At 67.1% G+C, this 11,784-nt stretch carries 10 protein-coding genes; 2 read left to right on the top strand and 8 right to left on the bottom strand.

Going from position 1 to position 11,784, the window contains the following annotated elements; all coding sequences use genetic code 11:
* Positions 1–8 precede the first annotated feature (8 nt).
* The 5 genes from WHH00_RS15730 to WHH00_RS15710 are packed head-to-tail and all read right to left on the bottom strand — an operon-like array spanning position 9 to position 4,662.
* Positions 9–542 carry a GNAT family N-acetyltransferase gene (locus WHH00_RS15730; RefSeq protein WP_406634224.1) on the bottom strand — a complete coding sequence of 178 codons (534 nt, stop codon included), beginning with the start codon at positions 540–542 and terminating at the stop codon, positions 9–11.
* Between the two features lie 29 nt (positions 543–571).
* On the bottom strand, positions 572–1,567 hold the full coding sequence (locus WHH00_RS15725; RefSeq protein WP_406634222.1) for a sugar phosphate isomerase/epimerase family protein: 996 nt from the start codon (positions 1,565–1,567) through the stop codon (positions 572–574).
* 1 nt (position 1,568) lies between these two features.
* Positions 1,569–2,762 (bottom strand): Gfo/Idh/MocA family protein, encoded by a 1,194-nt coding sequence (locus tag WHH00_RS15720; RefSeq protein ID WP_406634220.1) that lies wholly within the window; start codon positions 2,760–2,762, stop codon positions 1,569–1,571.
* The gene (locus WHH00_RS15715; RefSeq protein WP_406634218.1) at positions 2,759–3,889 is read right to left on the bottom strand and encodes a Gfo/Idh/MocA family protein; all 1,131 of its coding nucleotides are present in this window, start codon (positions 3,887–3,889) and stop codon (positions 2,759–2,761) included. Before WHH00_RS15715 ends, WHH00_RS15720 begins: the two co-directional genes overlap by 4 nt.
* On the bottom strand, positions 3,886–4,662 hold the full coding sequence (locus WHH00_RS15710) for a sugar phosphate isomerase/epimerase family protein (RefSeq protein WP_406634216.1): 777 nt from the start codon (positions 4,660–4,662) through the stop codon (positions 3,886–3,888). The genes WHH00_RS15715 and WHH00_RS15710 overlap by 4 nt, the downstream gene beginning before the upstream one ends.
* Before the next feature lie 136 nt (positions 4,663–4,798).
* Between WHH00_RS15710 and WHH00_RS15705 the strand changes: the two genes are divergently transcribed.
* Positions 4,799–6,016 (top strand): ROK family protein, encoded by a 1,218-nt coding sequence (locus tag WHH00_RS15705; protein WP_406634214.1) that lies wholly within the window; start codon positions 4,799–4,801, stop codon positions 6,014–6,016.
* Positions 6,017–6,022: 6 nt separating this feature from the next.
* On the opposite strand, the gene WHH00_RS15700 is transcribed toward WHH00_RS15705, so the two are convergent.
* Complete coding sequence (locus WHH00_RS15700; protein WP_406634212.1) at positions 6,023–6,982, bottom strand: D-2-hydroxyacid dehydrogenase family protein; 960 nt, start codon at positions 6,980–6,982, stop codon at positions 6,023–6,025.
* Positions 6,983–7,125: 143 nt separating this feature from the next.
* Here WHH00_RS15700 and WHH00_RS15695 point away from each other — a divergent pair, with 143 nt between their 5' ends.
* Positions 7,126–8,319: a CynX/NimT family MFS transporter gene (locus WHH00_RS15695; RefSeq protein ID WP_406634210.1), complete on the top strand. Its 1,194-nt coding sequence runs from the start codon at positions 7,126–7,128 to the stop codon at positions 8,317–8,319.
* A 187-nt stretch (positions 8,320–8,506) separates the two neighbouring features.
* Here WHH00_RS15695 and aceB read toward each other — a convergent pair whose 3' ends face one another.
* Together aceB and aceA are read right to left on the bottom strand one after the other, a co-directional pair.
* Positions 8,507–10,159: a malate synthase A gene (aceB, locus tag WHH00_RS15690; RefSeq protein WP_406634208.1), complete on the bottom strand. Its 1,653-nt coding sequence runs from the start codon at positions 10,157–10,159 to the stop codon at positions 8,507–8,509.
* Positions 10,160–10,420: 261 nt separating this feature from the next.
* The gene (gene aceA / locus WHH00_RS15685; protein WP_363938360.1) at positions 10,421–11,737 is read right to left on the bottom strand and encodes an isocitrate lyase; all 1,317 of its coding nucleotides are present in this window, start codon (positions 11,735–11,737) and stop codon (positions 10,421–10,423) included.
* Positions 11,738–11,784: the final 47 nt, after the last annotated feature.

The following is an 11,784-nucleotide window of genomic DNA, read 5'->3' as shown; positions in this document are numbered from 1 at the left end:
AGGGCCAGTCAGGGAAGGGCCCGCTCCAGGACGAAATCGTGCTCCACCGTGCTGCCCAGGCTGAAGGACTTGGTTCCCACCTTCCGGAAGCCGGATTTCTCGTAGAACCGGATGGCCCGGGCGTTCTGGCTGTTGACTCCCAGCCAGATGCCCCGGCCGCCCGTTTCCGCCGCCGCATGGAGGCTCGCCTGCATCAGCTCCGCGGCGGCTCCCAGGCCATGGTGTTCCGGGTGCACGTAGCACTTGCTCAGCTCTACCGACGGCAGGATTCCGAGCGCGGAAACGACGTCGGGGTCAACAGCTGGCCGGTTCACCAGCAGGCTGTAGCCACGCAGCCCGCCGGCACCGTCGATCACCAGGATGGTGGTGTCCGGATCGGCCAGGTATTCGCGGAAGTGCCGTTCGCTGAGCTTGTTCGCAAGGTGCGCCGCGATGTCATCCGGTGAGGCCGACGGCGGGCACGCCAAGGGAAAGGTGACGGCCGCCAGCTCAGCCAGCGCACCGGCGTCGTCCGCTGCTGCCTTGCGGATTGAAGAGGTCATGCAGGGATTTTACGTCCCCACCTTCCGAGTTACTGCTGGAAGGCGGCGTCGAAGGAGGTGTTCGACGGCGGGAAGTCGAACTTCTTGAGGGCGGCGAGGGCTTCCGGGGCGCCGTGCAGGCGGTCCATGCCGGCGTCCTCCCACTCCACGGAGATGGGGCCCTCGTAGCCGATCGCGGACAGCGCCCGGAAGGACGCCTCCCACGGGACGTCGCCACGGCCGGCGGACACGAAGTCCCAGCCGCGGCGGGGGTCGCCCCAGGGCAGGTGCGAGCCCATGACGGTGTTCCGCCCCGTCTGGCGGATCTTGGTGTCCTTGCAGTCCACGTGGTAGATCCGGTCCTTGAAGTCCCAGATGAAGGAGACGGGATCGATGCCTTGCCACATCATGTGGGACGGGTCCCAGTTCAGGCCGAACGCTTCGCGGTGGCCGATCGCTTCGAGGGTGCGGACGGTGGTCCAGTAGTCGTAGGCGATTTCGGAGGGATGGACCTCGTGGGCGAAGCGGACGCCGCATTCGTCGAAGACGTCCAGGATGGGGTTCCAGCGGTCCGCGAAGTCCTGGTAGCCGGCGTCGATGACCTTTTCCGGGACCGGCGGGAACATGGCCACGTACTGCCAGATGGAGGAGCCGGTGAAGCCGACCACCGTGTCCACGCCGAGTGCCTTGGCAAGCCGTGCGGTGTGCTGCATCTCCTCGGCGGCGCGCTGGCGGACGCCTTCGGGGTCGCCGTCGCCCCAGACCTTGGGCCCGACGATGGCCTGGTGGCGGAAGTCGATGGGGTCATCGCACACGGCCTGCCCCTTGAGGTGGTTGGAAATGGCCCAGACCTTGAGGTTGTACTTCTCCAGCAGGGCAAGCTTGGACTCGACGTAGCCGGGCTCGTCCCAGCGCCAGGCGTCCAGGTGGTCGCCGGAGACGGCGATCTCCAGGCCGTCGTAGCCCCAGCCGGAGGCGAGCCTGGCAACTTCCTCGAGCGGCAGGTCGGCCCACTGGCCGGTGAACAGGGTAAACGGGCGGGGCATGTCAGGCTCCTTGGGATTCGGCGGCCGGGTTGGCGGGGGCAAGCTGGATGAGGCTGCTCTTCGAAGCGGCGGACTGTTCCACGGCGTCCAGGATGCGCTGGACCGCCAGCCCGTCTTCGAACGACGGCGACGGCGCGGTTCCTGAGCTGACCGCCAGCAGGAAGTCGCGGACCTCGTGCGTGAACGTGTGCTCCCAGCCGATGATGTGGCCCTGCGGCCACCACGCATCAAGGTAGGGGTGCTCCGGTTCCGTGACGACGATCCGCCGGAACCCCTGCTCCCGGGCGGGGGCGGTGGCGTCCAGGAACTGGAGTTCGTTGAGGTTTTCGAGGTCGAAGCGGAGGGCTCCCTTGTCACCGAAAACCTCGAGCTGCAGGGAGTTCTTCCGGCCGGTGGCCACCCTGGATGCCTCCACGGAGGCGATCGCCCCGGAGGCGAGGGACAGCGTTGCCCAGGCGGCGTCGTCGACCGTTACGTCCTCCAGCCCGCTTGCGGGACCACTTTCCGCCGGGCGCCGGTTGACGAAGGTGTGGGTCCGGCCCGAGACCTCCGTGACCCGGTCCCCGAGCAGGAACAGGACCTGGTCGATGGCGTGCGACGCGATGTCACCGAGGGCCCCGGAGCCCGCGGTTTCCTTCTTCAGCCGCCAGGACATGGGCGCCTGGTCATCTGCGAGCCAGTCCTGCAGGTAGGCGGCGCGGACGTGCCTGACCGTTCCTATCCTGCCCTCGGCTATGAGCTCCTTGGCCAGGGCGAGGGCCGGGACCCTACGGTAGTTGAACCCCACCATCGACTGCACGCCCCGGGCCCTGGCGGCGCCGGCGGCAGCGGTCATGGCCTCAGCCTCGGCCATTGTGTTGGCCAGCGGCTTTTCCAGCAGCACGTGCTTGCCGGCAGCCAGGGCGGCGATGGCGATTTCCGCGTGCATCCAGCCGGGTGCGCAGACGTCGATGATGTGGATGTCGTCCCGGTCCAGGACGGTGCGCCAGTCCGTGGCGGTCTCTGCCCACCCGTACTTCGCGGCGGCCTCCGCAACTGCTGCGGCATCCCGGCCCACCAGGACCTTCTGCTCGAACGCGGGGACGTCGAAGTAGCTGGCCACGTTCCGCCACGCGTTGGAGTGCGCCTTGCCCATGAAGGCGTAGCCAATCATTGCCACGCCCAGCGGTGTGGCGGTGCCTGCGTCCGCGCTCATGCGGTGTCCCCGAGGGTTAGGGTTTCCGGTGCCCAGTCTTCGGGGAGGGGTGCCGACGCCGGTGCGGAGCTTGCCACGTCCACGAATGTTCCTGAATCCATGGACTCCGAGATGGAGACCATCGCATCGAGCACGTGGTAAGCCAGGTCGCCGGTGGCGCGGTGGGGGACACCGGCGCGGAGCGAGCGCGCCATGTCCAGGACGCCCATGCCGCGGCCGTTCGCGGGCCCGGTGGCCGGGATGGTGGTCCAGTCCTCGTCGCCTGCCCGCCAGAGCTTGACGTCGCCGTCGAAGTTGTTGGGGTCCGGCAGGGAAAGGGTGGCCTCGGTACCGGTGATCTCCACGAAGCCCATCCTGGTGCGGGGGGACTCAAAGGAGAAGACGCTGTGGGAGGATGCTCCGCCCTCAAACTGGGCCATCGCTGAGACGTGGGTGGGGACTTCCACCGTGAATTCCTCCCCGGCCTTGGGGCCGGAACCGATGACGCGGACGTCCTTGGCCTTGGACCCGACCGCGACCACCTTGCGGATGGAGCCGAACGCCTGGACCAGGGTTGTGAGGTAGTAGGGGCCCATGTCGAACAGCGGGCCCGCCCCGTACTGGAACAGGAACGCGGGGTTGGGGTGCCAGGACTCCGGTCCGGGCGTCTGGAATGTGGTCATGGCCGCCAGCGGGGTGCCGATGTCGCCGCGCTGGATCAGGCGCAGGGCGGTCTGGAGGCCGGCGCCGAGGAAGGTGTCTGGGGCGCAGCCCAGGCGGATGCCTGCGGAGTCAGCGGTTTTGAGGAGCCCCAGGCCTGATTCGCGGTCAAGGGAGAACGGCTTCTCGGTCCAGACGTGCTTGCCTGCGTTAACGGCTGCAGTGGCCACCTCGACGTGGGCTGCCGGGATGGTCAGGTTGACGATGATTTCAACGTCGGGGTGGTGCAGTGCCTTCTCCACACCGCCCCACTCGGCGATTCCGTATTCCTTGGCCCGGGCTTCGGCGGCTTCCTCGAAGAGATCCGCGATCACGTGGACCTTGAGGTCGGGGAAGGTGGTGAGGTTGTCCAGGTACTGCTTGCTGATGTTGCCCGCGCCGATGACGCCGACGCCAACCGGGCCTTTTGCCATGGAGGGGGTGCTCATGCCTGGGCTCCTTCGGTGTTTGCGGCGGCGTTGTTTGTGGTGCTCCCGGCGGCGTTGAGGAAAGCGAGGCTCTCGGCGATGCCCTCGAAGATGTCTCCGGCGTAGTCGTCGAATTCCACCACGCCCACCTCCAGGGAGGTGGCGGCGGCAATGACGTCCAGGACCGGAACCCGGCCCTTGCCTGCAGGCAGCTGCGCTTTGGTGTCCGTGGTGAGGGGCCCGTCCTTGATGTGGATCAGCTTCACCCGGTCACCGAGCCTGGTGAGGATATCCACGGGGTCCTGCCCGCCGACGGACACCCAGTAGGTGTCGACTTCAAGGACCAGTTCCGGATCGAGCAGGCCGGCGAAGTATTCCAGGGCAGTCCGGCCGTCGATGGTGGACTCCAGCTCCCACTGGTGGTTGTGGTAGCCAACGCGGATGCCGTATTCGGCGCCCTTTTTGGCGGCCCCATTCAGCGCCGCTGCCGTGGCCTGGATGTCCTCCGCAGTTTGCCAGCGGTCGGCGGCGATGAACGGATCGATCACGGTGGTGATGCCCAGGTCCCTGGCTGCCGCGAAGATCTGGTCCTGGTCCTGGCTGAGCAGCGGTGCGTGGCCGGAGGGGGCGGTCAGCCCGTTTTCCTTCAGGGCTGCGCCAAGTTCCTTTGCCGTGGCCACGAAATTGTAGGGCTCCACCTGGGTGAAGCCGATCTCGGCGACCCTGCGGATGGTGCCTTCCAGGTCCTCCTGGATGGCGTCCCGCAGGGTGTAGAGCTGTATTGAGTAGGACAAGTTGTCTCCCGGTTGCTTGGCCACGATGGCAAGTGCTGTGATGCAGGTCTACCTGCAAAGCTAGGAGCACTTTTGCCGAACGTCAAGCAAAAGTTGCTGCCGTGACATAAATAAGTAGATCTGCTATCCATGTCCTATGAACAAGACAACCGCCCGGCAGGTTCCCGCGGAGCCCCAGGCGTTGCCGGGACGCGCCGGCGACATTTTCCAGCTGCTGCGGGACGGCAAGGCCCGCACCCGCGCCGAGCTGGCCGGAACCACGGGCCTGGCCAGGTCGACCGTTGCGGCCCGGATTGACGCCCTCATCTCTTCCGGACTGGTCGGTCCGGCCGGTGAGGCAACCTCCAGCGGCGGCAGGCCGCCGTCGCGCTTTGCCTTCAACCCGGCCGCCCGGGTGGTGCTCGCCGTCGACGTAGGGGCCACGCACGTGGCGCTGGCCGTCACGGACCTGGGCGGCTCTGTGCTGGCTGAACGGCGGATGGACCAGCAGGTGGCGGACGGGCCGGAGAAGGTGCTGGGGCTGGTGGTGCGCGAGGCAGCGAAACTGCTGGCGTCGGCATCCCGGGGCGTGGCGGACCTTGCAGGCGTGGGAATCGGGCTTCCCGGGCCCGTGGAGCATGACACGGGGCGCCCCGTAAAACCGCCCATCATGCCCGGCTGGGACGGGTTCGACGTGGTCCGGTTCGTCCAGCGCTCGCTGCCGGTCCCCGTGCTGGTGGACAATGACGTCAACATCATGGCCCTGGGTGAACGAACCGCCCATTGGCCGGACCACGACAACTTCATCTTCGTGAAAGTGGCCACCGGCATCGGCGCGGGCATCATCAGCAGCGGCGAGCTGCAGCGCGGCGCCAACGGCACCGCCGGCGACCTTGGCCATGTCCGCGTCCCCCGCGGTGACGACGTCCTGTGCCGCTGCGGAAACCACGGCTGCCTTGAAGCCCTCGCCTCGGGACCCGCGATCGCCGCAGCCCTGCGCGGCGAGGGGCTGGAGGCGGCGAAGGGCGCGGATGTGGTCCGGCTTGTGGCCCACGGGAACCAGCAGGCAATCCAGGCCGTGCGCCAGGCAGGCCGGGACGTGGGCGATGTGCTCGCCACCGTGGTGAACCTCCTAAACCCCTCGGTCATTGTGATCGGAGGAAGCATCGGGGAATCGGGTGAGCACCTGGTGGCCGGCGTCCGGGAGGTGGTCTACCGGCGCTCGCTGCCCCTTGCCACGTCGCAGCTGCGGGTGGGGCTGTCCCATGCCGGGGACAAGGCCGCCATCCTCGGGGCCAGCCAGCTGGTGACCCGGCATGTCCTTTCCCCGGCAGTTATCGAGGCAACCCTTGCCGGGAATGCCGTGGCGGGCTGAACCCCGCTACGGCGTGATGGTCCGGACAGGCTCGCCGGCCAGCCAGGCGGTGACGTCCTCAAAAGCCCCGCCGTAGAACTGCCGGTAGCTTTCCCGCGTGACGTAGCCAAGGTGCGGGGAGAGCACCGTATTGGGTGTGGTGAGGAGCGGGTGGCCCGCCTGCAGCGGTTCCTGGTCGAACACGTCCAGCGCCGCACCGCGGATCCAGCCCTCGCTGAGGGCCTTCAGCAGTGCGTCCTGGTTGACCAGCGGGCCCCGTGCGGTATTGACCAGGATGCCTTCGGGTCCCAGCAGCCGCAGTTCCTGCTCACCCACGATGTTTTCCGAGCGTGCCGAGAGCCGCAGGTGGAGTGTGGCGACGTCAGACTGGCGGAAAAGTTCGTCCTTGGACACCAGGCGTGCGCCAACCTCCTTGGCTGCTTCAGCCGTGAGGTTCTGGCTCCACGCCAGCACCTCCATCCCGAAGGCCTGCCCGTAGGCCGCGATCCGGCGCCCAATCTTGCCAAGCCCCACCACTCCGAGGGTCTTTCCTGCCAGCTCGAAGCCCACCGACGTCTGCCAGGTGCCGGCGCGCAGGGAGTTCTCCTCGGCCGTCAGGTTCCTGGCGATGGCCAGAAGGAGCGCCCACGTCAGCTCGGGGGCCGCGGTGGGTGAACCAGGGGTGCCGCACACGGTGATGCCCTGTTCGACGGCGGCAGCAACATCGATGGAGGCATTCGCCATGCCGGTGGTCACCAGCAGCTGGAGGCCGGGAAGTTTTTCAAGGACCTCGCGCGGAAAGGCCGTCCGTTCGCGCATGGCAACCACCATGGTGACATCCGCCAGCGCGGCCACCAGGGCCTCGGGCGAGGCAAAAGGTTCGCGGTAGGTAACAACACGTACCCCCTCCGCTTCGAGGGCTGCCCAGTCGGCAAAACCATGGGCTACATCCTGGTAGTCATCAAGGATGGCGAGGCGGTGCTGCATGGCGTTGTCCTTCGTCCCGGATCTCTCTGGCGTGAAGTTCATCGTAAGGCAGCGGGTCCCGCGGGGCCGCCTGAAACGGCGGAACCGCCGCGCGTGATAGCAATGGGAGTGATGAAACCACCCCCAGACCGGTCCTTCGCCCCGTGAGCGGCCGGATCCTCGCCCGGATTCCCGCCAGCTGGATCCTGCTGGCCTGCATCGGCCTGCTCGCCCTCAACCTTCGGGGTCCGTTTGTCGCCGTGGCCCCGGTGGTGGACCTGATGCAGGCCGAGCTCAACTTCACCCCGGTGCTGCTGGGGCTGCTGACCAGCATCCCGGTTCTCTGCTTCTCCCTTGCCGCGCCACTGGCGTCCTTGGCAGCCAGGAAGTTCGGCGCCGAGTTCGCGGTGACGCTGACCATCCTGGGAGTGCTGGCCGGCGTCCTGGTGCGTTCCGCGGGAGGGCCCGTCCTGGTGGTGGCCGGCACGGTTGTGATCGGGCTGGCCATCACGGTGGGCAACATCGCGGTGCCCCTGATTATCCGCCGCGACTTTGCGCCGGCCCGGCAGGGGACCGCGATGGGCATCTACACGGCAGCCCTCAACATCGGCTCGTTCCTGACATCGGTGGCCACCGCACCGCTGGCCAGCATGGCGGGGTGGAGGTTCGCACTGGGATCCGTGGCGGTCCTGGCGGTGGCCGCGGTGGTGATCTGGATCCTGGCGGTAGGTCCGCGAAGCGCGTTTGTGGTCTCGCCCGAAAGCACTGCCGACAGCAGCCTTGCGCCGGTCCGGGGTTCGCGCTGGATTACTGCGGGGCTGACGGCCGGCTTCGCCGGGCAGGCGTTTTCCTATTACGGGGTAACGGCATGGCTGCCCAGCTACCTCAACGACGAGCTGGGAATGTCCGCGTCCGAGGCCGGCGCGGCTTCCTCCATCTTCCAGATCCTCGCCATTGTGGGCGGCCTCGGGGTGCCGTTTGCCGCGAAGTACATGAGCACGACGGCGGTGGCAGTCACCTTGGGTGCCTTGTGGATCATGGTGCCCGGCGGGCTGCTGCTGGCCCCCGGGTTCTGGTGGCTGTGGTCCACTGCCGGCGGTATTGCCCAGGGCGGCGGCATAACCCTCATTTTCATCGCCATCATCCGGCTGGCACGGGACCAGGCTTCGGCAGGACGCATGTCCGCTGTCGTCCAGGGGTCCGGTTATGCGATCGGCGCGGCTGCTCCTCCGCTGCTGGGCTACCTCCACGGGGTGTCCGGCGCCTGGACGGTGCCGCTGCTGGCGATCCTCGTGTCCGTCCTGGCGTTTTTCCTCGGCACCACCCTTTCCGTGCGGCAGGTGCCGAAGGGGCGCTGAGCCAGGCGCCGCCGTCGTACGTCCCTCCCCGCGGACACGCGAAATGGCACTTGGCGGCAATAGTTTCCCAAAACACTGCCATCAAATGCCATCTCGCGGGGAAGGTGCTCCGCCGCCGGGCCGGCCCTCCGGATTTCGGAGGTGCCTGTTGCGAAAGGGCGTGCCGGCCCGGCGAACGGAATTCTGGTTATGCGGCGGCGAGTTCCTCGACCGTGGCCTTCTCGCGGGCTTCGGTCAGGTACCGCGCATAGGCGGGAAGGGTGAGGAAGGACGGGAAGTCCTGGGCCATGGTGACCTCCTCGAAGATGTCGCGGGCGTCTTCGAAGCGGTCGCCGTCGAAGCGTTCCAGCCGCGCGAATTCCTCGTCCAGGAGTTCCTCGATCCAGTGGTGGGTGACGATTTCGCCGCGGTCCGTGATGGCGCTGGCGAACATCCACTGCCACAGTTGCGAGCGGGAGATCTCGGCGGTGGCGGCGTCCTCCATGAGGTTGTGGATGGCCACCGCGCCGTTGCCGCGGAGCCAGGATTCGATGTAGCGGATGCCGACTTCGATGTTGTTCCGGATGCCCTGTTCGGTGATGGTGCCTTCGGTGGCGGCCACGTTGATCAGGGCGCGGTCATCCGGGATCACCTCGTCCCGGGTGCGGTCCAACTGGTTGGGCTTGCTGCCCAGGATGGAGTCGAACACCTCGCGGCAGACCGGCACCAGGTCCGGGTGTGCCACCCAGGAGCCGTCGAAGCCGTCGTTGGCCTCGCGGGTCTTGTCCGCACGGACCTTCTCCAGCGCGTTGGTGTTGGCGGCTTCATCCTTGCGGTTGGGGACGGCTGCGGCCATGCCGCCGATGGCCATGGCGCCCCGCCTGTGGCAGGCGCGGACCAGCTGTTCGGTGTAGGCGCGCATGAACGGTTGGGTCATGGTCACCTGGCTGCGGTCCGGCAGGACGAAACGCGGGCCGCGGGTGCGGAAGTTCTTGATCAGCGAGAAGATGTAGTCCCAGCGGCCGGCGTTCAGGCCCGCTGCGTGGTCCCGCAGTTCGTAGAGGATCTCTTCCATTTCGAAGGCCGCGGTGATGGTCTCGATCAGCACCGTGGCGCGGATGGTGCCCTGCGGGATGCCGAGCAGGTCCTGGGCCAGGATGAAGATGTCGTTCCACAGGCGTGCTTCGAGGTGGTTCTCGATCTTCGGCAGGTAGAAGTACGGGCCCTTGCCCTGGGCCAGGAGGCGGCGGGCGTTGTGGAAGAAGAACAGGCCGAAGTCCACGATGCCGCCGGCGATCGGTTCGCCGTCGATCAGCATGTGCTTCTCCGGCAGGTGCCAGCCGCGGGGGCGGACCACGATGGTGGGCAGGTCACCGGCCGGGCGGAGTTTGTATTCCTTGCCCTCGGGGGAGGTGAAGTCGATGCGCCGCTCCAGGGCGTCGGTGAGGTTCAGCTGTCCCTTGATGACGTTGCGCCACGTCGGAGTGGAGGAGTCTTCCATGTCCGCGAGCCACACCTTGGCCCCGGAGTTCAGGGCGTTGATGGTCATCTTCTTGTCCACCGGCCCGGTGATCTCCACGCGGCGGTCCTCCAGCCCCGGGGCCGGGGGAGCGACACGCCAGGACGGATCGTTGCGGATGTGTTCCGTTTCGCGGAGGAACCGGGGATCCTGTCCGGCAGCGATCTCAGCCCGCCGCGTCCGGCGTGCCTGCAGCAGCTCCTGCCGCCGCGCCGCCGTCGTCCGGTGCAGCTTTGCTATGAAAGCCAGGGCATCCGGGGTGAGTACCTCGTCCTGCCGGCAAATCGGCTGCGCGGTCATGGTGATGCCATTGATGGTGAAGCTGTCAGTAAAGCTGTTCATTTCAGTCTCCTTAAAGACGAAAGGGGAGTTCGACGGCGGCACTTGCCTGAGTGGGTGGGGCCGGAAAGGGACGTCCTCCGCGTGCTATTCCCCATCCCCGTCGTAGGACCTCGCATAGCTCGGTCGACGGCGGGGACAGGGCCCCTTTTACGCACGCTTCCGGATGTCCCTTCCCGGCCTGGTGGCGGTCACACTGAGGTGAGTGCCGCCGTCGTGCCCTTCGGTGAGTCAAGCCAACAATTCACCTTGGGCGGGAAGGTTTTAGTGGAACTGGCCCTCTTCGGTCGATCCGACCAGTGCGAGGGTGGATGCGTTCGGGTTGAGCGCGGTGGCGATGTCGTCGAAGTAGCCGGTGCCGACTTCGCGCTGGTGCTTGGTTGCGGTGTAGCCGCGGGATTCGGAGGCGAATTCCTTCTCCTGGAGTTCGACGTAGGCGCTCATGCCTTCCCGGGCGTAGCCGTGGGCGAGATCGAACATCGAGTAGTTCAGGGCGTGGAAGCCGGCCAGGGTGATGAACTGGAACGTGAAGCCCATGGCGCCAAGTTCACGCTGGAACTTCGCGATGGTGGCGTCGTCCAGGTGCTTGCGCCAGTTGAACGACGGCGAGCAGTTGTAGGAGAGCATCTGGTCCGGGAACTCGGCCTTGACGGCTTCGGCGAACTTGCGGGCGAGTTCGAGGTCCGGGGTGCCCGTTTCCATCCAGATGAGGTCGGAGTACGGGGCGTAGGCCTTGGCGCGGGCGATGCAGGGTTCGATGCCGTTGCGGACCTTGTAGAAGCCTTCGGCGGTGCGCTCGCCAGTGATGAATTCCTGGTCCCGCTCGTCGACGTCGGAGGTGATCAGCGTGGCTGCCTCGGCGTCGGTGCGGGCGATGACGACGGACGGGGTACCGGCGACGTCGGCCGCGAGGCGTGCCGCGTTCAGGGTCCGGACGTGCTGCTGGGTGGGGATAAGGACCTTGCCGCCAAGGTGGCCGCACTTCTTCTCGGACGCGAGCTGGTCCTCCCAGTGAACGCCTGAGGCGCCGGCCTGGATCATGGACTTCATGAGCTCGTAGGCGTTGAGCGGCCCGCCGAAGCCTGCCTCGGCGTCGGCAACAATCGGGACCATCCAGTCCTCGACGGTCTGGATGCCTTCGGAGAACTCGATCTGGTCCGCCCGGAGGAGGGCGTTGTTGATGCGGCGGACCACCGTGGGAACGGAGTTGGCGGGGTAAAGGGACTGGTCCGGGTACGTGTGGCCGGAGTTGTTGGCGTCCGCGGCGACCTGCCAGCCGGAAAGGTAGATGGCACGGAGTCCGGCTTTGACCTGCTGCACGGCCTGGTTGCCGGTCAGGGCGCCCAGGGCGTTGGTGTAGCCGCCGGTCTTGTGCTCTTCGGTCAGCTGCTTCCACAGCTTCTCCGCACCACGGCGGGCCAGGGTGTGCTCTTCGGAGACGCGGCCGCGGAGGCGGACGACGTCGGAAGCCTTGTAGTCCCGGGTCACACCTTCCCAGCGGGGGTTGGCGGCCCACTCGAGCTCCAGGGCGGCGGCCTGCTCTGCGGGCGTCTGCTGGGTGGGCTCAAATGCTGCAGTCATCGTTGATCTCCTTGATTGAGCTCCGGAATCGGTAGGCGGGAACTGCG

This window comes from Pseudarthrobacter quantipunctorum (assembly GCF_045291495.1).
Lineage (GTDB): Bacteria > Actinomycetota > Actinomycetes > Actinomycetales > Micrococcaceae > Arthrobacter > Arthrobacter quantipunctorum.
This window is presented reverse-complemented; position numbering and strand designations above follow the sequence as displayed.